At 67.2% G+C, this 20,820-nt stretch carries 19 protein-coding genes; 9 read left to right on the plus strand and 10 right to left on the minus strand.

The window, feature by feature from the left end; genetic code table 11:
- Nucleotides 1-23: 23 nt before the first annotated feature.
- Entirely contained in the window at nucleotides 24-464 is a 441-nt protein-coding gene (locus tag D4765_RS07370) for a metallopeptidase family protein (RefSeq protein WP_136641647.1), read from the minus strand.
- Nucleotides 465-525: 61 nt separating this feature from the next.
- Here D4765_RS07370 and D4765_RS07375 point away from each other — a divergent pair, with 61 nt between their 5' ends.
- Nucleotides 526-738: a DUF3499 family protein gene (locus D4765_RS07375; RefSeq protein ID WP_136641648.1), complete on the plus strand. Its 213-nt coding sequence runs from the start codon at nucleotides 526-528 to the stop codon at nucleotides 736-738.
- Here D4765_RS07375 and D4765_RS07380 read toward each other — a convergent pair.
- The gene (locus D4765_RS07380) at nucleotides 735-1,607 is read right to left on the minus strand and encodes an RDD family protein (RefSeq protein ID WP_201799254.1); all 873 of its coding nucleotides are present in this window, start codon (nucleotides 1,605-1,607) and stop codon (nucleotides 735-737) included. The two genes, D4765_RS07375 and D4765_RS07380, sit on opposite strands and share 4 nt — an antisense overlap.
- 17 nt (nucleotides 1,608-1,624) lie before the next feature.
- Between D4765_RS07380 and D4765_RS07385 the strand changes: the two genes are divergently transcribed.
- Nucleotides 1,625-2,620: a stage II sporulation protein M gene (locus D4765_RS07385; RefSeq protein ID WP_136641649.1), complete on the plus strand. Its 996-nt coding sequence runs from the start codon at nucleotides 1,625-1,627 to the stop codon at nucleotides 2,618-2,620.
- Nucleotides 2,621-2,653: 33 nt separating this feature from the next.
- Here the strand turns inward: D4765_RS07385 and D4765_RS07390 are convergent, their stop codons facing one another.
- From D4765_RS07390 to D4765_RS07425, 6 genes are all read right to left on the minus strand, one after another.
- The gene (locus D4765_RS07390; RefSeq protein ID WP_136641650.1) at nucleotides 2,654-3,961 is read right to left on the minus strand and encodes a DUF58 domain-containing protein; all 1,308 of its coding nucleotides are present in this window, start codon (nucleotides 3,959-3,961) and stop codon (nucleotides 2,654-2,656) included.
- An 85-nt stretch (nucleotides 3,962-4,046) separates the two neighbouring features.
- Nucleotides 4,047-5,024, minus strand: a complete 978-nt coding sequence (locus D4765_RS07395; RefSeq protein ID WP_136641651.1) for an AAA family ATPase — start codon at nucleotides 5,022-5,024, stop codon at nucleotides 4,047-4,049.
- Entirely contained in the window at nucleotides 5,021-6,322 is a 1,302-nt protein-coding gene (locus D4765_RS19155; protein WP_161580381.1) for a DUF4350 domain-containing protein, read from the minus strand. Before D4765_RS19155 ends, D4765_RS07395 begins: the two co-directional genes overlap by 4 nt.
- Nucleotides 6,319-7,017, minus strand: coding sequence for a DUF4129 domain-containing protein (locus D4765_RS07415; RefSeq protein WP_201799255.1), 699 nt, complete (start codon nucleotides 7,015-7,017; stop codon nucleotides 6,319-6,321). Before D4765_RS07415 ends, D4765_RS19155 begins: the two co-directional genes overlap by 4 nt.
- Nucleotides 7,014-8,309: a hypothetical protein gene (locus D4765_RS07420; protein ID WP_136641652.1), complete on the minus strand. Its 1,296-nt coding sequence runs from the start codon at nucleotides 8,307-8,309 to the stop codon at nucleotides 7,014-7,016. Before D4765_RS07420 ends, D4765_RS07415 begins: the two co-directional genes overlap by 4 nt.
- Before the next feature lie 112 nt (nucleotides 8,310-8,421).
- On the minus strand, nucleotides 8,422-9,381 hold the full coding sequence (locus D4765_RS07425; protein ID WP_161580382.1) for an aldo/keto reductase: 960 nt from the start codon (nucleotides 9,379-9,381) through the stop codon (nucleotides 8,422-8,424).
- Between the two features lie 77 nt (nucleotides 9,382-9,458).
- Between D4765_RS07425 and mtrA the strand changes: the two genes are divergently transcribed.
- From mtrA to secA, 6 genes are all read left to right on the plus strand, one after another.
- On the plus strand, nucleotides 9,459-10,145 hold the full coding sequence (gene mtrA, locus D4765_RS07430; RefSeq protein ID WP_136641654.1) for an MtrAB system response regulator MtrA: 687 nt from the start codon (nucleotides 9,459-9,461) through the stop codon (nucleotides 10,143-10,145).
- A 36-nt stretch (nucleotides 10,146-10,181) separates the two neighbouring features.
- Complete coding sequence (gene mtrB, locus D4765_RS07435) at nucleotides 10,182-11,861, plus strand: MtrAB system histidine kinase MtrB (protein ID WP_338054629.1); 1,680 nt, start codon at nucleotides 10,182-10,184, stop codon at nucleotides 11,859-11,861.
- Nucleotides 11,854-13,524 (plus strand): LpqB family beta-propeller domain-containing protein, encoded by a 1,671-nt coding sequence (locus tag D4765_RS07440; protein WP_161580383.1) that lies wholly within the window; start codon nucleotides 11,854-11,856, stop codon nucleotides 13,522-13,524. The genes mtrB and D4765_RS07440 overlap by 8 nt, the downstream gene beginning before the upstream one ends.
- 98 nt (nucleotides 13,525-13,622) lie before the next feature.
- The gene (locus D4765_RS07445) at nucleotides 13,623-14,351 is read left to right on the plus strand and encodes a ComF family protein (RefSeq protein ID WP_136641656.1); all 729 of its coding nucleotides are present in this window, start codon (nucleotides 13,623-13,625) and stop codon (nucleotides 14,349-14,351) included.
- Between the two features lie 103 nt (nucleotides 14,352-14,454).
- The gene (gene hpf / locus D4765_RS07450; RefSeq protein WP_136641657.1) at nucleotides 14,455-15,159 is read left to right on the plus strand and encodes a ribosome hibernation-promoting factor, HPF/YfiA family; all 705 of its coding nucleotides are present in this window, start codon (nucleotides 14,455-14,457) and stop codon (nucleotides 15,157-15,159) included.
- A 161-nt stretch (nucleotides 15,160-15,320) separates the two neighbouring features.
- On the plus strand, nucleotides 15,321-18,200 hold the full coding sequence (secA, locus tag D4765_RS07455) for a preprotein translocase subunit SecA (protein ID WP_136641658.1): 2,880 nt from the start codon (nucleotides 15,321-15,323) through the stop codon (nucleotides 18,198-18,200).
- A 59-nt stretch (nucleotides 18,201-18,259) separates the two neighbouring features.
- Here the strand turns inward: secA and D4765_RS07460 are convergent, their stop codons facing one another.
- A complete protein-coding gene (locus D4765_RS07460) occupies nucleotides 18,260-18,715 on the minus strand; it encodes an Rv3235 family protein (protein WP_136641659.1) in 456 nt (151 codons plus the stop codon).
- 242 nt (nucleotides 18,716-18,957) lie between these two features.
- On the opposite strand from D4765_RS07460, the gene D4765_RS07465 reads away from it, so the two are divergent.
- Nucleotides 18,958-20,451, plus strand: a complete 1,494-nt coding sequence (locus tag D4765_RS07465; RefSeq protein WP_136641660.1) for a sensor histidine kinase — start codon at nucleotides 18,958-18,960, stop codon at nucleotides 20,449-20,451.
- 50 nt (nucleotides 20,452-20,501) lie between these two features.
- Here D4765_RS07465 and D4765_RS07470 read toward each other — a convergent pair whose 3' ends face one another.
- On the minus strand, nucleotides 20,502-20,750 hold the full coding sequence (locus D4765_RS07470; RefSeq protein ID WP_136641661.1) for a WhiB family transcriptional regulator: 249 nt from the start codon (nucleotides 20,748-20,750) through the stop codon (nucleotides 20,502-20,504).
- Nucleotides 20,751-20,820 lie beyond the last annotated feature (70 nt).

Raw genomic sequence — 20,820 nt, forward strand, 5'->3', positions numbered from 1 at the left:
GCTGCAGAGCCGCGGCCCCGCTTCTAGAAGTGGCGAAAGCGATCGGGCGCCAGATCCCATGGGTCTTTGCCGAGCAGCTCTGCGACCGCGCGAAAAACGCAGCTCTCGATGATCATGCGCTTGTGCAGTTCGTCGTCGCGGTGCAGCTTCGACAGGCGCTGGATGGGCAGCCGGTACAGAATCACGCGGTGGCCGATGACGCTCCAACGGGCAACGGGTGCGCCCGCTTCGGGGAGCCCGAGCGGAACCGCGCCGATCTCGAACTTCACGTCTGCCAGCTCATCGGGCCACACGCTTTTCAGGTAGTCGGCTGTTGACGCCACGGTCATCTCGAACGAGTCGATGCGAGTGCGCAGCGGTGGCAGATGAGGGCCCGTGACCGACGAACGCAGGGTGCGCCCGTGACGGTTGCGGTACCTCTCGCTGGAGGTTCTCGCTGAACTGGTTCGCCGTGAACGTGGCATGAACCCAGCTTACGGCGCGGCACGGAGCTTCTGGGCGCCCGGGGCGCTTACTCTGAAACGGATGACCACCAGAACCTGCTCGAGAATCACGTGCCACAACGTCGCGGTCTCCACGTTCACCTATGTGTACGCCGACTCCATGGCGGTGCTCGGCCCGTTGAGCACCCAGCACGAGCCGCACAGCTACGACCTGTGCGCCAAGCACTCCGAGAGCCTCAGTGCCCCGCAGGGCTGGCAAGTCGTACGGTACGTCGCTGTGGGCAACGACTTCTAACGGTTCGGGAAGCCGTGCGGCAGCGCGGCGAGGGTAGGGGCCAGGCGGGCGAGCCGTGCGGCCTCGAGGGCGAGGGCGGCAGCCTCGCGATCGCGCCGCAGTGCGGCCACGCCGAGCAACACCGTCTCGGGGTGAAACGGCGGCGACGAGGGCAGCGGTGAGACGAAGGGTGCCGCTTCGGCCAGCAGAGCCGCAGAAAGCCGGCCCCGGGCATCCGGAGTCATCTGCGGTGCCTCGGCCAGAAACTGGGCGATGCGCCGGGCCAGGCGGTCAGGCAGCCGCGCGACGTCGGCCACCTGGGCCCAGCCGAACAGAACCGGCGGCAGGGGCTGGGCATGCGAGACGAGGCGAGGAACTCTTTCGTACTGCGAGAAGGTTCCTGCCACGAGGTCGCCCAGGCGCTTCGAGCGCGGGTTCAGCAGCGACACGAACACGGCCAGGCCGCCGAGAGTGAAGTAGAGCTCGAGCACTCCGGTGAGCGAGCGGATGAGTGCGTGGCGGAGCGAGATCGACCCGCCGTCGTCGCGCACGATGCGAGCGCCGACCGCGAGCTTGCCGAGAGAGCGCCCGTGCGTGAAGGTCTCGACGGCGGTGGGCACCACGACGAGACAGAACGCAACGCTGGCCACAGTGAACGCGCGCAGAAGGGCGTCGTCTGCGCCGGTCGCCTGCTGCCAGACCCCCAGCAGGTAGAGGGCCGCGAGAAACAACCCCACAGAGAACAGCACGTCGATCATGGCGCCTGCCCCCCGCAGAATGAAACTCGCGGGGCGCAGGTCTAGCGCGACCGCCTCGCCCGTGACGAGCATGTCGCCGCTGTACTCGAGGGAGTGTGTCGCCTGTGTGGGGGCGAGAAGGGGCGCTGCCATGGCTATCATCTAAGCAGATGGATCTCGACGCCTACACTGCCGCCCATCGAGACGAATGGAGTCGTCTCGATGCTCTCGGGCGACGCCGCACTTTCTCGGGTGCCGAAGCCGACGAACTGATCGACCGTTACCAGTCGGGAGCCACCGACCTCTCGGCCATCAGCACCTCGGTCGGCTCGAGTGTCGCCGGCGACCGCCTTTCGGTGTCGCTGTCGCGGGCACGCCTGCGGTTCACCGGGGCGAGCAGCAATGTGCTCAGCCAGATTCCCGCCTTCTTCCAACTGCAGCTGCCGGCGGCGCTGTACCGGCTCCGGTGGATTGTGCTGGTGGTCGCGCTGGCCACGGTGGTTGTCAGCACACTGTTCGCCGTGTGGGCGCTGAACGACCCTCAGGTGCTCGCCAACTTCGGCACCGATGCCGAGCTCCGCCAGGTCGCTCAGCATGACTTCGTCGACTACTACTCGAACAACCCCGCCGCCTCGTTCACCGGGCAGGTCTGGACAAACAACGCTTGGCTCGCCGCGCAGTGCGTCGCCTTCGGCATTGTGGGTGTCTACGTGCCGTACCTGCTGCTGCAGAACGCCCAGAACATCGGCGTCGACGCGGCGGTGCTCTTTCACTACGGGCAGGGCGACGTGTTCTTTCAGTACATCCTTCCGCACGGGATGCTCGAACTGACCGCCATCTTCGTGGCCGCGGCCGCGGGCTTGCGCATCTTCTGGGCGTGGATCGCGCCGGGCGCCCGCACCCGTGGCCAGGCGCTCGCCGACGACGGGCGGGCCCTGTTCACGGTCGCCGTGGGTCTCGTGTTCGTGCTGCTCGTGTCGGGTGTGCTCGAGGGGTTCGTCACGCCGCAGACGTGGCCGTGGCCGGTGAAGATCGCCATCGGTGCCGTTGCGGTGGGCGCGTTCGTCTTCTACATGGTGTTCGTGGGCGGCCGGGCCTTTCGGGCCGGCCAGACGGGCGACCTGGCGGAGTTCGACGCCGGCGCGCGGCAGCTCGTCGCGGTCTGAGAGCCCGCTCGCCCAGCTCGCGCGTGCGGCGGGTCAGAGCCGACCGGCTGCCTTCAGAGCCAGGTACCGGTCGGCCACCGCGGGCGGCAGGTCGGCAGGGGCGCCCGTGACGACATCCGCACCCTGTTGGCGGGCAGCAGCGGCCACGCGTGCCACATCGAGCAGCGCGCGTTCAGCGGCGGCCGCCGTGTAGGTCTCCTCGCGGTCGGATCTCCGGCTGACCCGCGCAAACGTCTCGGGGTCGGTCACCGACGCTACGAGCACGAGGTGGCGCTGGGTGAGCTGCGGAAGCACCGCCAGTAGCCCGCGCGATGACCCGGGTGTCTCGAGCGACGTGAGCAGCACGACGAGCGCCCGCTGGTTCGTCACCTGGCGCACCTGGGCCGGGATGGCCGCCCAGTCGGTCTCGAGCAGCTCAGGGTCAACCGGGGCCAGCGCGTCGACGAGTCCCGACAACAGTGCAGCGCCGGTCGCACCCTTCACGCGGGCGCGAACGCGGCGGTCGTAGGCGATGACGTCGACCCGGTCGCCGGCGCGCGTGGCGAGTGCCGAGAGCAGCAGCGCCGCCTCGAACGCGGTGTCGAGCCGCGGTTCGTTGTCGATGCGGGCGGCACTCGTACGGCCTGAGTCGATGACAATCACGACGCGGCGATCTCGCTCGGGCCGCCACGTGCGAACAACCACGTCGTTGTGCCGGGCCGTCGCACGCCAGTCGATCGAACGCACATCGTCGCCCCGAACGTATTCGCGCAGGCTGTCGAACTCGGTGCCCTGCCCCCTGATCATGATGCTGGTGCGACCGTCGAGTTCGCGGAGCCGTGCGAGCCGTGACGGCAGGTGCTTGCGCGAGGTGAACGGCGGCAGCACCCGAATGCGCCCGGGTGCCCGCAGGGTGGCCTGCCTCGCCCAGAGCCCGAGCGGCCCGAATGACCGGATGCCCACCTCTTCTACCCGGCGCTCACCCCGCCTGAACGGCCGGAGAACGACGGTGACCATGCGCCGCTCGCCGCGGGGAACCCGAACCGCGAACCGTGTCGTGAGGGCACCGGCTGACGGCTGCCAGGCATCCCGAACCGTGCCGTTCACCGGGCGACGGCCCGTATTGGTGAGGTACAGCTCGCCCGCGGTCGTCTCTCCGAGTCGCACCCGGGCCGGGAGCGCGCGTTCGAGGGCGAGGGCCCGCGGCGAGCCTGCCGCGATGAGGTCGACGATGCCCAGCACAACGACGAGCGCCAGCCACCAGCCGAGCGCTGGCAGCGCGAGGCCGTAGAGCTGCCCGAACAGCACGATGGGCACCGCGCCGAGCGCGACGAGCAGCACGAAACGGCCCGAGACGGCCATCAGCGCGGCCCAGCGTCGATGACGGTGAGCGGTGCGAAGCGTGCTCGCGGTGCGAGCGACGAGATCAGCGCAAGCGGCAGCGCCACTAGATCGGCACCTGCACCTGCGCGAGAATGCCGCGCAGAATCGTGTCGACCGACACCCCTTCGAGTTCGGCCTCTGGCCGCAGCTGGATTCGGTGCCGCAGCACGGGCAGCACCATCGCCTGCACGTGGTCGGGGGTGATGGAGTCGAATCCGTTCAGCCAGGCCCACGCCTTGGCCGCGGCGAGCAGCGCTGTGCTGCCGCGCGGGCTCACCCCGAGTTTCACCGAGGGGCTCTGCCGCGTGGCACGCGAGAGGTCGACGGCGTACGCGAGAACATCCGGGGCCGCACCGACGCGCGCCACAGCGGCCTGCGCCTGGTGCAACTCGTCGGCACCCAGCACGGCCGTGACACCGGCGCCGGCCAGGTCGCGCGGGTTGAAGCCGGCGGCGTGTCGGGCCAGCACCGCGATCTCGGCGTCGCGCTCGGGAATCTCGAGCGTCAGCTTCAGCAGAAAGCGGTCGAGCTGCGCCTCGGGCAGCGTGTACGTGCCCTCGTATTCGATGGGGTTCATGGTGGCGGCCACCAGAAACGGGTCGGGCAGCGGGCGACTGACGCCGTCGACGCTGACCTGGCGTTCTTCCATCGCCTCGAGCAGCGCCGACTGGGTCTTCGGGGGTGTGCGGTTGATTTCGTCGGCCAGCAGGATGTTCGTGAACACCGGCCCGGCCCGAAACTCGAACTCGCCGGCGCGGGCGTCGTACACAAGCGAACCCGTCACGTCGCCCGGCATCAGGTCGGGCGTGAACTGCACGCGTTTCGTGTCGAGGCTGAGGGCAGCCGAGAGCGAGCGCACGAGCAGGGTCTTGGCGACGCCCGGAACACCCTCGAGCAGCACATGCCCGCGCGCGAGCAGCGCCACCATGAGCCCGGTCACGGCGCCGTCTTGCCCGACGACGGCCTTGCCGACTTCGGTGCGCACGCGGGAGAGGGCGAGGCGCAGCTCGTCGTTCGTTCTCGGCTGGGCGGGGTCGGTCATCTGATGCCTTCGTTCGGAGGGGGTGGGGTGGGGGCGGAGGTGTGTCGGGGCGAGGCGGGAGTCGCCGGCCGGCCCAGTGCGAGCCGTACGGCGTTCTCGAGCTCGGTGAGCCGCGTCGACAGTTCGACGAGTTGAGCTTCGGAGGAGGGAACCGTTCTGAGCAGCGTTGCGGCGATGCCATCGGCCTTCTGCCCGGTCGCCTCGCCGACGGCGGCCACGATGTCGTCGACCGACGCTCTGCGCGGCAGGCCGAGCAGACCGGCGAGACGGGAGAGGGTTCCGATGCGAAGCGCGTCGAGCGCGCGGCTGCGGGCACCCGACCGTGCATAGAGGCGCGCGCGGCCGTCGACCGTCTCGCTTCCCCGCACGATCACGGGCAGGTTCTCGACGACGACCGGCCCGAGCCGCCGCCCACGCCACACGGCGGCCGCCACGAACACGGCTATGAGCAGCAGAATCAGCGGGGTGACCCAGTCGGGCGTCAGCTGCCCCAGGCTCGGAGCTCCGTCGGCCGTCACGTCGGCCGCACTCGCCACGTACCAGACCACGCGGCTGCCCTCGCCGAGCACCCCGAGCGCCAGCGCGGCATTGCCGGCGTCGACGATGTGTTCGTTGTCGAACACCTCTGTCGACCCGACGACGGTCACCGGATGCCCGGCCTCCGTCACCCGCACCACCGAGTACGCATCGCCGTACGACTCGAAGCACCCGCTCGAGCTGATCTGGCCCGCGCCGGTGACGCGATAGGTGGAGCCCGCTGCCGTGATGGTTTCGGCGCGCTGGGCCGCGGGCAGGCTGCAGCCGGCGGTGAGCGGTGCCGATGCGTCTACGCTGCCGGCCGCGCCGACACCGGGGGCGAGGTCGCCCAGTTCGAACACTCCGGGGTCGATCAATACGAGCCGATCCGAGACGCCGACCAGCTCTGTCTGGCGGTCGGTCGGGAGGTAGCCGTTGGGGTCGTAGACGACGAGCGTGGTGCCGGTGCCGGTGCCGGTGCCTGTGCCTGTGCCCGGGCCAGCGCTCGAGCCGTCACGGGCGGCCGCCACTGCTTCGTCGAGGGTCGTTGCCGCCGACACACTCACGCCCTGCTGCCGCAGCACCTCGGCGAGAGCCTTGCTTCCGCCCGGGCCCGCATTCGTGATCGAGAGCGCTCCGCTGTCGACGCTTTGGCCCCCGCCGTTCACCACGACCAGCACCAGGCTGGCGGCGAGCACGAAGACCGCGGCGCCGATCCAGAACGCCGAGCGCCGAAAGAACTGCCGCACGGTCGGCGTTGAGGCTACTGCGAGCTGGCTCACGCGCGGAGCCCTGCCCCGGGGCCACCCGGAGTGCCGACTCCGACCGGTTCGCGCGAGACCGGCGCGAGGTCGCGAAGCTGGCGTTCAAGCGCGGCCAGCTGCTCATAGGCCGCCTTCGTGGCCGTGGCGCCGAGGTATCTGACCTCGTCGAACACGCGGGCTGCCGCGACGAGGGCTCCCGCCTCTGCGGGGTACGACAGCGCTGCGCGGGCAGCGAATTCCTGCGCCGTGGTGCCGGGGGAGACCCGAACCACCGTGCGCTCCGACTGCCGCCGGGCGATCGACCGGTACAGCTCCTCGACCGCGGTACGGTAGTCGCCCGACGCGGCGGCCGCGGCAGCGGATGCTCTCAGTTGCGATGAGCTGCGCCGGTCATCCACCCCGAACAGGGCCTCGAGCGGCTCGGCCGCCGATCGATTGCGCCGCGGGCGACCGAACACGATGAACGCCGCCACGACGAGCCCCACCGCGATGGTGACGATGACGACCGGCAGCAGCCCGCCGAGATTTCCGCTCGACGGAACGAACAGCGAGCCGAGCCAGTCGCGCACGGCCGACGCGGCCTGGTCGAGCCACGTGGGTTTGGCGGCCTGGTATTCGGGTTTGGCGAGCTCGTCGATCAGCCACTGCCGGGCATCCGGAGCAGAGGGATCGAGGGGAATGTCGGTCAGAACCCCGAGGCCGGTTGCGATCATGCCCGCCCAGCGGGAACGCTGACCCTGAACGGGTCGTCGTCGGGTGTACTCAGACCGGCCTGGCGAGCCTCGACGAACCGAACGAGTTCGATGTCGAGACCCTCCGTGCGCATACGCAGGTCGATGTAGATGACAGCGACGGTTGCGGCCTGAACGACCGCTGCGATCGCGCCGAACACCAGTTGCACCACGACGACCAGCGCGTACAGCGCCACCGCGAGCCCGATGGAGCCGGTGTTCACCGACCCTCCCGACCCGTTCGACCCACCGACACCGTTCGGAAACACCACGCCGATGACGATGCCGAAGATGAATGAGATCGGCTGCGTGACCACCTGCGCTGCAATGTAGACGATGGCGTTGACCAGCCACTCGGTTCCGAGCGTCTTCCAGAACGAACGGTTCGTCAGCCGCCACGACCGCACAATGCCCGCCCGCACGCCGAGCCCCTCGAGCACGATGGCGCACGACACCAGCGAGAGCTTCGTGGTGAGCCACGCTGCCAGCACCACGAGGCCCAGCCCGAACAGGATGCCCGCGACAACGGCAAGCGCGACACCCACGGGCCCGATGAATGTCAACAGCACCACGATGCCCACGGCAATGCTGAGCGCAACAACCGCGACCACGGCCTGCAGCAGAATCCACAGCACCAGCGGCCAGAGCCGTTTGGCGGCGGCCTTCCAGAGTTCGCCCATGCGGCGCTTCTCGCCGAGAACCTCGCGCGACACCTCCAACACCAGGATGCCCTGCAGCAGCGCGCTCGACACGAGTGCGAACGCGAGCGGAATGATGGTCGAGAGGGCGACGATCGCCACAGACCCGGCCACGATCGAGTTGCGATCGGCAGCGCTCGCCGACGACACCCGGGTGATCGCGAAGAACGTCGCGCCCCCCACGAAGAGCGCCGTGATCAGCACGATCACGAACTGGATGATCAGGGCGCTTCCGAACGTGGGCCCAGCATTGCGTCGCAGCACTCGAAAAGGGGTGCCGAGCAGTGTTCCGAACCCCAGCGGCCGCAGCGGAATCAGCCCGGGCTTCGGCGGCGGCGCCCACTGCTCGCTGCTCGCACCGGTCGGCGTCGCACCGGTCGGCGTCGCGCCTGGCGCGTACGCATACTGCGGCGCCCCGTACCCCGGCTGCGCCGGCGGCGGATACCCCTCATACCCCGGTGCAGCGGCAGACGGCGGAGCCTGCGCGTACTCGCCGTACCGCGGCACATCCGCTGCGGCTCCCGGCGCACCCCCCGCGCTCGCCGAAGCACCCTGCTCGCTGTGATCGTCACTCAACGGTGTTCCTCATTCCGTTTCGAAGCGTGCCCACCCACGCCGTGCCTCGCGGCACTTTCACGCCACCATGTTCGCACACTGCGGTGGCACCCGGCGAGAAGTTGAGCAGTATTCACTCCGGCAGCGCCCGCTCGATGCTCAGCCGGTCATCCGGACTCAGACTCAGCGAGGCCGCCGCGGCAGACTCCCGGATGCTCGTCGCCGACATTGCGCCGCTGACAACCGCCGCGGCGGGGCTGATGCCCAACGCCCACGCGAGCACCAGCTGCTGGGGCGTGGCGCCGAGGCGCTCGCCGAGTTCGCGAATTCGCGGCGCGTTCGCAAAGCCCATTGCGCCCGTCGCGGCAGACGAATCGACTGCAGACGACGGGTTTGCCGACGAGTTCATCACCGACAGCGGCGAATAGAACAGTACGAGCAGCCCCTCCGCTTCTGCAGCGGCCACCACTTCGCGCTGACCAGAGTCGGCTGCGTGCCGTAGCGGATTCTGCACCGCGGCGATCGCTGCCACGCTCTGCGCGCGCCTCAGCTCGGCGAGGTCGACATTCGACACTCCGATGCGGTGGATGAGCCCCTGGACCTGCATCGCGGCCAGCGCCTCGATACTGTGTTCGATGGGCACGTTCTCGTCGTGCCGGTGCAGATAGTAGAGGTCGAGGCGGTCGACGCCCAGCGCCTCGAGGCTGCCGTGCACATCGCGCTCGAGCTTCTCCGGGCGGTTGTCGATAGGAAAACGCTCTCCGTCGCGGTAGTGGCCGCCCTTCGTCGCGACCGTGAGGCCCGGTTCGGCAGCACCAGCGAAGCCCGGTTCGGCAGCACCAGAACCAGCGCCAGCCACACCCCCGACCCACCCGCGTTCGCGCAGCACCTCGCCGATCATCCGCTCGCTCGAATGCGGTTCATCGGTCGTCGAGTACGCCAGCGCGGTGTCGACGAACGTCAGCCCGCAATCGAGCGCGAGTCGCAGGCCGGCCCGGCGCTCGTCTTCGCTCAGCTCGGTTCGAAAACTGAGCGACGCCCCGCCGAACAGCACGGCCGACACCGCTCTGCCGGCCAACAGCCGTGACTGCATCGTTTGTTCCTCTTCTTCGAGCATGTTCGTAGTCGGCCAGCGGCGGGCAGAGTGCACCCTCGACTACCCTATGAGCTATGGATGCTCGCATACTCGTGGTCGATGACGATCCGGCGCTCGCTGAAATGATCGGCATCGTCTTGCGCACCGAGAATTTCGAACCGATCTTCTGTGCCGACGGCTCTGAGGCGTTCGGCGTCTTTCAGGCGACCAAGCCCGACCTGGTACTGCTCGACCTCATGCTGCCGGGCATCGACGGCATCGAGGTGTGTGCGCTGATCCGCGCCGAATCGGGCGTTCCCATCATCATGCTGACGGCAAAGTCAGACACCACCGATGTGGTGAAGGGGCTCGAGTCGGGCGCCGACGACTACATCGTGAAGCCGTTCAATCCGAAGGAGCTGGTGGCGCGCATCCGCACCCGGCTGCGGCCGGCGGCTGCGGCCACATCGGCCTCGGAGCACCTGCGCATCGGTGACCTCGAGCTCGATGTTGCCGGGCACGAGGTGCGTCGGGGCGCAGCCCGCATCAACCTCACGCCGCTCGAATTCGACCTGTTGCACGCGCTCGCGTCGAAGCCGCAGCAGGTCTTCACCCGCGAGATGCTGCTCGAGCAGGTGTGGGGCTACCACTACAAGGCAGACACCCGACTCGTCAATGTGCACGTGCAGCGACTGCGGGCCAAAGTCGAGGAAGATCCCGACAACCCGAGCATCGTGATGACGGTGCGCGGTGTGGGCTACCGGGCCGGCGCCGTGGTCTGAGGTGTTGCGCGGTGAAGTTGTGAGTGACGGTGTGCTGTGGTGAGTTCGGTCGCGCCGCTCGGCCCGCCCGGCCACACGCGCATCGGTCCCTTTCTGGCGCAGGAGTGGCGCGCGTGGCCGCGCCAACTCGCGGGCTGGTGGCGCCGGTCGCTGCAGTTTCGCACCATCACCATCACGATCGCGCTCACCATGGTGGCTCTGCTCGGCGCGGGAATCTACACGTCGGTCAGCATCGGCAACGACCTGTTCCACTCGCGGCTGAACCAGGTGCTGCTCGACGCGAACCGTGCGGCCACGGCGGCGCAGAACATCTTCGACGCATCTGACGCGTCGAGCGAGGCATCGGCGAGCACACTGCTCGATTCGGCGCAGACCAGCATTCGGGCATCCTCGTCGTCGCGGTTGATCGCCATCTATGCGGCCCCCGGCCAAGACCAGGGTGCCACGTCGTTTCTGCCCTTCGCGAGCCCCGAACTGACGACGGGCGTCATCTCGACCCAGCTGCGCGACGAAGTGGCAGCGGGTTCGGGCACGCAGACGCAGTACTGGCAGTCGCGCCCGCTGAGCAACGGTGACGGCGGCACCGACCCGGGCATCATCGTGGGCACACCGCTCACCATTCCGAGTTCGGGGCAGTATCTGCTCTACCTCGGCTACAACCTCTCTGACTCAGACCAGACGCTGCAGTTCGTGCAGCAGACCCTCTGGGTGGCGGGCCTGCTGCTCACCCTGCTCATCGCCATGGTCGCGTGGGTGATCGTTCGGCTCGTCATCGAACCCATTCGGGTGGCCGCCGAGACCAGCCAGAAGCTCGCAAGCGGCGAGTTGGAGGTTCGAATACCAGAGAAGGGCGACGACATCATCGCAACCCTGGCCCGCTCGTTCAACGGCATGGCCGACAGCATGCAGGGGCAGATCACGCAGCTGGCAGACCTCTCGCAGCTGCAACAGCGATTTGTCTCTGACGTATCGCACGAACTGCGAACCCCGCTCACGACCATTCGTCTGGCAGGCGACGTTCTCTTCGACCAGCGCGACAGCTTCGAGCCGGCCATTGGTCGCACCGCCGAGCTGCTGCACACCCAGACCGTGCGATTCGAGCTGCTACTGAACGACCTGCTCGAGATCAGCCGCTTCGACGCGGGCTCGGCCGACCTCAACGTCGAGGCCACCAATCTCGTGCGTCTCGCCGAAGACACCATCGACCAGATGCGCCCCCTGGCCGACTCGGCCGGGTCTGAGCTGCTCATCGACGCACCGGGCGGGCACGTCGAGGTCGAGATCGACGCCCGGCGTATCCGTCGCATCGTGGGCAACCTTCTCGGCAACGCCATCGAGCACGGCGAGGGCCGCCCCATCGTGGTCTCGATCGACAGCAACGTCTCGGCCATCGCCCTTTCGGTGCGTGACTACGGCATCGGTATGAGCGCCCTCGAGGCTGAGCGCGTATTCGAGCGGTTCTGGCGGGCCGATCCGTCGCGCAAACGCACCATCGGCGGTACGGGCCTCGGCCTCGCCATCTCCCTCGAAGACGCTGCGCTGCACAGCGGCGCACTCGAAGTGTGGTCTGAGAGCGGGGCGGGGAGCTGCTTCCGGCTCACCCTCCCGCGGGTGCACGGGCAGCGGGCCGGTACGTCGCCGCTTCCGCTGCCGCCGCTCGATGCCGAGGGAGACGCCGATTCCGGCCATGCGGGGGTGCCGGATGCCCGTGGCTGACCGCTCACGCCGCCTCGGCCCTGCCCTGGCCGCCGCCGCTCTCGTCGTTCTCGCGATCGCCGGCTGCACGGGCATCCCCGACACCGGCGACGTTCACTCGCAGACCGTGAGCGCCACGCCCAATGACGGCGACTTCATTCTGCTGCCGTCGGGCCCCGTCACAAACGCGAGCCAGGCCGAGATTCTGAGCGGGTTTCTGCAGGCCGCCGCCAGCCCGCAGAACGACTACAAGGTCGCCCGGCAGTTCTTGACGCGCGACTTCTCGAAGCAGTGGGATCCGAATGCAGGCGTGCTGATCGACGCCGGCCAGCCCGCGCTCACGGTCACCTCCGACACCACCATGACGGTGGGCGTCACGCCCCAGGCCGAAATCGATGCAACGGGCGAGTACCAGGAGAGCGCGTCGTCGTCGTCGGTCACCCTGCCGTTCACCTTCAGCCAGGAGGGTGGCCAGTGGCGCATCAGCCTGGCCAACCCGGGAATCATCCTGCAGCAGCTGCGCTTCGAGCAGGTGTTCAGCTCGCACGCGCTGTATTTCTTCGACCCGACCTACAGCTTTCTGGTGCCCGACATTCGCTGGTTTCCCAAAGATGAAACCACGAGTACCCGGGTGGTGCGGGCGCTGCTCGTCGGCCCCACGCCGTGGCTCGGCCAGGGCGCGGTGGTCACGGCCTTCCCCGACGGCACCGAGACCACCTCTGTGGTCGTGAGCTCTGGCACGGCGAACGTGCCCCTGTCGAACCAGGTGCTCTCCCAGTCGCAGCAGACCCTGCAGCGCATGCAGGCGCAGCTCGACGAGAGCCTCGGCACCGTGGCGAGTGTGGCGAGTGTGGCGATCACCGTCAACCAGAACCCGGTCACGATCGCGCCGGGGTTCGCGCCGGTCACGAATCCGCGCGTCGATTCACGGCCGCTCGTCGAGACGGCGAACCAGTTCGGCAATCTCTCGAGTGGCTCGCTGATTCCCGTGCCCTCGGTGAGTGACAAGGTACAGGCGCTCTCGCCGGTGTCGGCGACCTCGTCGGCCACGGTGTCGGCGGTGGGCACCGCTGCGGGTGTGTATGCCGTGCAGCCCGGGTCGAACGCGCCCGTGCTGGTCGACACTCGGCCGGGCCTCGTACCGCCGTCACTTGATTCGTCGGGCTTCGTGTGGACGGTTCCCAGAGCCTCGCCCGGAGACATCCAGGCGTACGGGAGCGATGGCACCGTGCATCCGGTCGCTGCCAGTTGGGACGGCGCGACGGGCATCACCTCGCTGAACGTCTCGCGCGACGGAACCCGGGTGCTCGCCTTCACCGTCGCCGACGGGGTGCCGCGCCTGCTGGTCGCTGCGATTCTCCGCGATAAGAACGGTGCCCCGGTGCGGCTCGGCAGCCCGGTCACCCTCGCCACAGGGGCCGGAACCCCGGTCGACGCAACCTGGGTCGATCAGTCGAATGTGGCGTCGCTGACCGTCTCGCCGAGCGGCGAACATCTGGTGCTGCAGCAGATCGGCGGCAGCAGTGCGCCGCTCGCGGTTCCCGACAATGCGGTGTCGATCGTCGGCGGCAACGATGTGTCGGGTCTCTGGCTGCTCACAAAAGACGGCGAACTGCAGCAGCAGCGAGGCAGCGGCTGGCAGACCACCGCGAAGAACATCGGGTTCATCGCCACGCAGATGTAGCTTCTGCGCGCTTGTGCACAGGCTCTCCGTGCGCTCACTTCTCCACAGAGTTCTCTGTCTCTCGGTGCGGTTCCGGATGCCCGGGGCAGCATGGGCGCATGAACATCCTCTCTCCGCTGGCCGACGCGCTCGGCGTGCTGTTTCCCACCGAGTGCGTGGCGTGCCACCGAGCCGACCGGGCGGTCTGTGACGTCTGCCTGCCAGGGTTGAGCCTTGGCAGGGGCGGCGCGGTGGCACTGCGGGTGCGCCAAGCCGCCAGGCCGCCGCTGCTCGTGTGGTCGGCCCTTGCCTACGACGGGGTGGTGAAAGAGGCACTCTCCGCCTTCAAAGAGCACGGCCGCACTGATGCAACACGGGCGCTCGCGCGGCCTCTCGCCGAAGCCGTCATGGCCGCAACCCTCGCGCTCGGTCTGCCCGCAGACGCCGTTCTGGTACCGGCCCCGTCGTCGCGGGCCGCCAACCGTCTGCGCGGGTACAACCCGGTGTCTCTCCTGGCAGAGCGTGCCGGTGGTGGGCGCTCGAGCGTTGCGGCCCTCTCTGTGGGGCGCCGCGTCGCAGACCAGGCGGGTCTCGGCGTCGCGGCTCGACAGGCGAACCTAGCCGGCTCGGTGCGACTTCGCACGAAAGTCACAGCAGGGTTTTCCTGCCGCGACGTACTGCTCATCGACGATGTCGTCACGACCGGAGCGACCCTGCTCGAGTGCCGCCGGGCCCTCGAACACGGGGGAGTGCGGGTGCGCGGGGCGGCCACCCTCGCGTTCGCCGAGCGGCGTGCGGGTGTCTCTGCCGTCGAGCGTTCAGCTGATCCGGGGGAGCATTCAGGGTAGCGCCGTGACAGACCCGGGTGAGGGGACTACGCTCGGGGAAAAGGCGCGGAAGAACTCGCCCTGACCCCACGGCGGCGCGTCTTTTTGAGACTAGGAGATTGCCATGGAGATCAACATCACAGGCCGAAACCTAGGGATCACCGATCGTTTTCGGAGCTACGCCACCGAGAAGAGCGAAAAGGTCTCCCACCTCGCCGACCGGGCCCTGGCGCTCGAGATCAAGGTGTGCCGACACAGTTCGCAGGGCACCTCGGGAGACGACCGTGTCGAGCTCACCCTCATCGGGCCAGGCCCGATCGTGCGTGCCGAGAGTGCGGGCAGTGACAAGTACGTCGCGTTCGATCTGGCGCTGGCCAAACTGATGGAGCGGGTGCGCCGCGCGAAAGACCGCAAGAAGGTGCACCGCGGGCAGCACCGGCCTGTTTCGCTGCGCGAGGCGAGTTCAGACGGTTTCACCGTGATCGATGTCGTGCCGGCAGAGGCCGACGTGCTCGCCCGTGCGACGACCGGTGCTGTTCCCGTTCTCGCCGATGCCGAGGTCGAAACGGCAGCCGAACTCGCAGAAGAAGAGTGGTCGCCCGTGGTCATTCGCAAGAAGGTGTTCGCGGCATCGCCGATGACGGTCGACGACGCGCTCTACCTGATGGAGCTCGTGGGTCACGACTTCTACCTCTTCATCGACCAGGAGACCCTGCGCCCGAGTGTCGTCTATCGGCGCAAGGGGTGGGACTACGGAGTCATCGGCCTCGACGAGCACGCCTCACCGATGGCTGCCGTCAGCCGGGAGCCGGAACGGGCGTTCTCGTAACGGAGGCTTCTTCAGAAGCGGGGGTGCGGTGCGCGAAGGCGCATCGCGCCCCCGCTTCTGTTTCGGGCACAGTATGTGTTCTGAAGACATTCAGAAATGAGAACTAGTATTACTACGATCACCGGCTGGATCATGGCCGCGACTGTTGTAGGAGATTCGCTGTGGCTTCAGTTCTAGAAAAGGTTCTTCGTGTAGGCGAGGGCCGCGTTCTTCGTCGTCTCGAGAACTACGCGAAGGCAATCAATGCACTAGAAGAAGACTTCACCCACCTCACCGACGACGAGCTCAAAGACGAGACTCCTCGCCTCAGAGAACGCTTCGACGAGGGCGAGAGTCTCGACCACCTGCTGCCAGAGGCTTTCGCGGCGGTGCGCGAAGCGTCTCGCCGCACCCTCGGCCTCCGTCACTTCGACGTACAGCTCATGGGTGGCGCCGCCCTTCACCTCGGCAACATCGCCGAGATGAAGACCGGAGAGGGAAAAACGCTGGTCGCCACGCTGCCGGCCTACCTCAATGCCATTGCGGGCACCGGCGTGCACATTGTCACGGTGAACGACTACCTCGCGAACTACCAGAGCGAGCTGATGGGCCGCGTGTTCCGCGCCCTCGGCATGACCACGGGCGTCATCCTGAGCGGCCAGACCCCGCCAGAGCGCCGCGAGCAGTATGCCGCCGATATCACATACGGCACCAACAACGAGTTCGGGTTCGACTATCTGCGCGACAACATGGCCTGGCAGGCCTCCGACATGGTGCAGCGCGGCCACAACTTCGCCATCGTCGACGAGGTCGACAGCATTCTCATCGACGAGGCTCGCACCCCGCTCATCATCTCGGGCCCCGCGTCGGGTGAGGCGAACCGCTGGTTCACCGAGTTCGCTTCGATCGCCACGCGCCTCGTGCCCGAAGAAGACTACGAGATCGACGAGAAGAAGCGCACGGTCGGTATTCTCGAACCCGGCATCGAGAAGGTCGAAGACTACCTCGGCATCGACAACCTCTACGAGTCGGCCAACACCCCGCTCATCTCGTTCCTGAACAACTCGCTGAAGGCCTCGGCGCTGTTCAAGAAAGACAAAGACTACGTCGTGATGAACGGCGAGGTTCTGATCGTCGACGAGCACACTGGCCGCATCCTCGCCGGGCGCCGTTACAACGAGGGTATCCATCAGGCCATCGAGGCGAAAGAGGGTGTCACGGTCAAGGCCGAGAACCAGACCCTCGCCACGGTCACCCTGCAGAACTACTTCCGTCTCTACGAGAAGCTCGCCGGCATGACGGGTACGGCCGAGACCGAGGCCGCCGAGTTCATGAGCACCTATCGCCTCGGTGTGGTTGCCATACCCACCAACCGGCCCATGCAGCGCAAAGACCAGAGCGACCTCGTGTACAAGAACGAGCAGTCGAAGTTCGAGCAGGTCGTCGAAGACATCGCCGAGCGCCACGCCACCGGGCAGCCGGTTCTGGTCGGCACCACCAGCGTCGAGAAGAGCGAGTACCTCTCACGCCTGCTGGCGAAGAAGGGCGTGCGCCACGAGGTTCTGAACGCCAAGAACCACGCACGCGAAGCCGCCATCATCGCGCAGGCGGGCCGACTCAGTGCGGTCACCGTGGCCACCAACATGGCCGGCCGAGGCACTGACATCATGCTCGGCGGCAACACAGAGTTTCTGGCCGTCGCCGAGATGAACTCCCGTGGCCTGAACCCCAACGACACACCCGACGAGTACGAAGCGGCGTGGGATGACGTGTTCGCCGGGGTGAAGAGCAGTGTCGAAGAAGAGGCAGAGAAGGTGGTCGAGGCCGGTGGCCTCTACGTGCTCGGCACCGAGCGCCACGAGTCCCGCCGCATCGACAACCAGCTGCGCGGTCGAAGTGGCCGACAGGGCGACCCGGGCGAGAGCCGCTTCTACCTGTCACTCACCGACGACCTCATGCGCCTCTTCAACGCGGGGGCAGCCGAAAGCCTCATGGGCCGGGGCAATGTGCCCGACGATCTGGCCATCGAGTCGAAGGTCGTCTCCCGTGCCATTCGCAGCGCCCAGTCGCAGGTCGAGGGGCGCAACGCCGAGATTCGCAAGAACGTTCTGAAGTACGACGACGTTCTGAACCGCCAGCGCGAGGCCATCTACAGCGACCGTCGTCACATTCTCGAAGGCGACGATCTTCACGAGCGCGCACAGAAGTTCTTGCACGACGTCATCGAAGACGTGCTCGAGACCCATGCGGGCGAAGGCAACGGCGACGACTGGGACTTCGACGCGATGTGGACTGAGCTGAAAACCCTCTACCCCATCTCGATCAGCATCGATGAGGTCATCGCTGAGGCCGGCAGCCGCGGCAAGATCAGCCGCGACTTCGTAGCGCGCGAAGTGCTCTCCGACGCCCAGATCGCCTATCAGGCGCGCGAAGACACCCTCGGGGAGTCGGCCATGCGCGAACTCGAGCGTCGTGTCGTGCTGACCGTGATCGACCGTCGCTGGCGCGACCACCTCTACGAAATGGACTACCTCAAAGACGGCATCGGGCTGCGAGCAATGGCCCAGCGTGACCCACTCGTCGAATACCAGCGCGAGGGTTTCGCTCTCTTCCAGCAGATGATGGGTCAGATTCGCGAAGAGGCTGTCGGTTTTCTCTTCAACCTCGAGGTCGAGGTCAACACTCCGGCCGGCTCAGTCGATGCTCCTACCGTTCAGGCGAAAGGGCTCGAAACCGGCAGCGCCGAGGTCGAAGAGCTCAGCTACACCGCACCGAGCGACTCCGGCGGAGTCGAGGTTCGCAACCAGCGAGGCCAACTCGAGCAGGCTGCCACCGCCCGCGCCCAGCGTGCGCAGCAGGCCGACGAACAGGGCCCCGGTGCCCCCGGAGCCGGTTCGGTGCCGCCCGCGGCTCAGAATGGTCGCTCTGGCGGTTCGTCACCCCGTTCGGGAGCGCCGACACCGCCCGCAGCCACCGTCACGGGAGCCTTCGGGCAGAAGACACCGGCCGGTGCCGCGCCTGTGAATCGCGCCGACCGTCGCTCGCAGACCAAGAAGAAGTAGTTCGAGTTCGACGTCGACGTCGACTTCGAGTTCTAGTTCGTTGTCTCGCTGATGCGCCGTCACAGCACGGTGACGGCGCTGGCGCGCCACCTGGCGCCGAGGCGCTCCAGCCGCAGAGCCACCGCTCTAGTTCGGGCTTTACCGTGCACGATGACGACGCCCTCGATGATGCCGGGCGACGGTTCGCTGACCACCGTTCGGCCGATGCTGAAGGTCGGGCGAATAAGCCGTTGGCCCTTGACCTGCCTCGCCCGCGAAGAGAGAACCACCCTTCGCGTGAGGTTCTGGTAGACGTCGTCTGAAACCCATCGGGCGAGTTGGTCGAGGTCTCGAACTCCGGCCAGAACTTCGAGCACACAGCGGGTCAGGCTTTCGAGAAACTGCTCGACCGCCACTGGCACCGGTGTGTCGACCGCGTACAGCTGGTGGGCCTGCTCGGTGGCTTGTGCGGGGGCTGTAGCTGATGCGGTGGCGGTGACCGATGCAGTGGCAGTGATGGTCAGGGGTTGGCTCATTGTGTGACTTCCGGTGACGACGCCGAATTGCCCGGTGGCCGCTGGGTGTGTGGCCGTCGAAGAACTGGCTGGATAGATGTGAGAGGTTCTCAGAAAACTCGGGTGCTGTAACTAAAGCAGGTGCGCACGAGGGTGTAAAGCATCTGGACTGCTCTGTGGATAAGACGCTGTGGCTGCGGGTTGGGGTGGAGCCCTACCCGCGTGGAGAGAGGGCCGTCTCGTTTCGCCGTAGGCTAGAGCGCGTGTCCACTCTGAGCGATCTCGTCCTGGCGCAGGGCAATTCCACCGAAGCCGATATCGAATGGCTGCACCTCCTGGTCGGTGACTGGCAGCTGCTGGCCGACTTGGCGTTCGCCGACATCGTGCTGTGGGTGCCTTCGAGCGATGGCAGCTTCGTCGCCGTGGCCCACGCCCGGCCATCCAGCTCGGCGACGCTGTTCTACCGCGACTTCGTGGGCCAGAACGTGAAGGCCGAGTGGCGCAAGCAGGTCACCGATGCGTACGAGAGTTCGCAGATCGTCGACACCGCCGCCCCCGATTGGTACGAAGAGACGCCTACGCGTGTTCGTGCGGTACCGGTGCTGCGTCGAATCTCGCAGAGCGACATGAAGACCACTGACAAGCCCATCGCCGTCGTGACGCGCCACACCAACCTGAGCGAGGCCCGCACTCCGAGCCGTCAGGAACTCACTTTCAACGAGTGCGCCAACGACCTGTTCGCGATGATTGCGGCAGGCGACTTTCCCGACCTGGGTGCACCTACAGGGCCGCGCAGGGGCGCCCCCCGGGCATCCGACGGTCTCATCCGGCTCGATACCGACGGAATAGTCACGTTCGCGAGCCCGAACGGCCTCTCGGCCTTCAATCGAATGGGTTTCGTCGAAGAACTCGAAGGCCAGTCGCTGGCCGAGGTCACCACTCAGCTGCTCAATGGCACGCTCGTGGTCGACGAATCGCTGCCCCTGGTGGTCACCGGTCGTGCGCCGTGGCGAACCGACATCGAGGCCAAGGGTGTCACGGTGTCGTTGCGCGCCATTCCGCTCCGCACGCGGGGCCAGCGATTCGGCGCCATTGTGCTCTGCCGAGACGTGACCGAACTGCGTCACGACGAACGTGAGCTGATCACGAAAGACGCGACGATCCGCGAGATTCACCACCGGGTGAAGAACAACCTGCAGACGGTGGCGTCACTGCTGCGCATTCAGGCGCGGCGCACTCACTCCGACGATGCCAAAGACGCGTTGTCGCAGGCGATGCGACGGGTGGCTGCCATCGCGGTCGTACACGACACCCTGTCAGAGGGCCTCAGCCAGAAGGTCGACTTCGACGTGGTCTTCGAGCGCGTGCTCATGCTCGTGACCGAGGTCGCGTCGGCGCACAATACGACGGTGCACCCCAAGTTCAGCGGTAGTTTCGGCGTGCTGCCGAGCGAATACGCCACGCCTCTGGCCCTGGCGCTCACCGAACTCGTCACGAATGCGGTAGAGCACGGCTTGGCCGGACAGGAGGGCGAGGTCGCGATTGTGGCGAGCCGCTCAGAAGAGACGCTCACTGTCGAGGTGCGTGACACCGGTTCAGGCCTGCCAGAGGGCAAGGTCGGTTCGGGGCTGGGTACGCAGATCGTGCGCACCCTCATCCAGGGCGAACTGGGCGGAATCATCGACTGGCACACCATGGTGGGCAGCGGAACAGTCGTGACGATCGAGATTCCGTTCCGCTGGCTCAAGAAGCGCTAGCGAAAGGCTGAACACCGCCGGCTCGCCCTTCAGGGAAGCCGGCGGATCGATCAGGAAGCGCGGCGGGCGCGTGCGGCGCGGCGCTTCAGGGCGCGGCGCTCGTCTTCGCTGAGGCCACCCCAGACGCCGGAGTCTTGACCGGTTTCGAGGGCGTACTGCAGGCAGATCTCGGTGACGGAACAGCGAGAGCAGACAGCTTTCGCCTTGTCGATCTGGTCGACGGCCGGGCCGGTGTTGCCGACGGGGAAGAATAGTTCGGGGTCTGCTGTCAAGCAGGCGGCCTTGTCGCGCCAATCCATTGGGGGTACTCCTTGGGTGTTGCGGATGCTTCGGTCGAACGACCTAAGATTCGGGTTTTCAGTTCGACCG

This window comes from Subtercola vilae (assembly GCF_004923255.1).
Taxonomy (GTDB): Bacteria; Actinomycetota; Actinomycetes; order Actinomycetales; family Microbacteriaceae; genus Subtercola; species Subtercola vilae.

Excerpts from the sequence above, each read along its gene's own strand:
- D4765_RS07370 (WP_136641647.1), bottom strand. The coding sequence starts at position 464 with ATGCCACGTTCACGGCGAACCAGTTCAGCGAGAACCTCCAGCGAGAGG.
- D4765_RS07375 (WP_136641648.1), top strand. The coding sequence starts at position 526 with ATGACCACCAGAACCTGCTCGAGAATCACGTGCCACAACGTCGCGGTC.
- D4765_RS07380 (WP_201799254.1), bottom strand. The coding sequence starts at position 1,607 with ATGGCAGCGCCCCTTCTCGCCCCCACACAGGCGACACACTCCCTCGAG.
- D4765_RS07385 (WP_136641649.1), top strand. The coding sequence starts at position 1,625 with ATGGATCTCGACGCCTACACTGCCGCCCATCGAGACGAATGGAGTCGT.
- D4765_RS07390 (WP_136641650.1), bottom strand. The coding sequence starts at position 3,961 with ATGGCCGTCTCGGGCCGTTTCGTGCTGCTCGTCGCGCTCGGCGCGGTG.
- D4765_RS07395 (WP_136641651.1), bottom strand. The coding sequence starts at position 5,024 with ATGACCGACCCCGCCCAGCCGAGAACGAACGACGAGCTGCGCCTCGCC.
- D4765_RS07415 (WP_201799255.1), bottom strand. The coding sequence starts at position 7,017 with ATGATCGCAACCGGCCTCGGGGTTCTGACCGACATTCCCCTCGATCCC.
- D4765_RS07425 (WP_161580382.1), bottom strand. The coding sequence starts at position 9,381 with ATGCAGTCACGGCTGTTGGCCGGCAGAGCGGTGTCGGCCGTGCTGTTC.
- mtrA (WP_136641654.1), top strand. The coding sequence starts at position 9,459 with ATGGATGCTCGCATACTCGTGGTCGATGACGATCCGGCGCTCGCTGAA.
- D4765_RS07445 (WP_136641656.1), top strand. The coding sequence starts at position 13,623 with ATGAACATCCTCTCTCCGCTGGCCGACGCGCTCGGCGTGCTGTTTCCC.
- hpf (WP_136641657.1), top strand. The coding sequence starts at position 14,455 with ATGGAGATCAACATCACAGGCCGAAACCTAGGGATCACCGATCGTTTT.
- D4765_RS07460 (WP_136641659.1), bottom strand. The coding sequence starts at position 18,715 with ATGAGCCAACCCCTGACCATCACTGCCACTGCATCGGTCACCGCCACC.
- D4765_RS07470 (WP_136641661.1), bottom strand. The coding sequence starts at position 20,750 with ATGGATTGGCGCGACAAGGCCGCCTGCTTGACAGCAGACCCCGAACTA.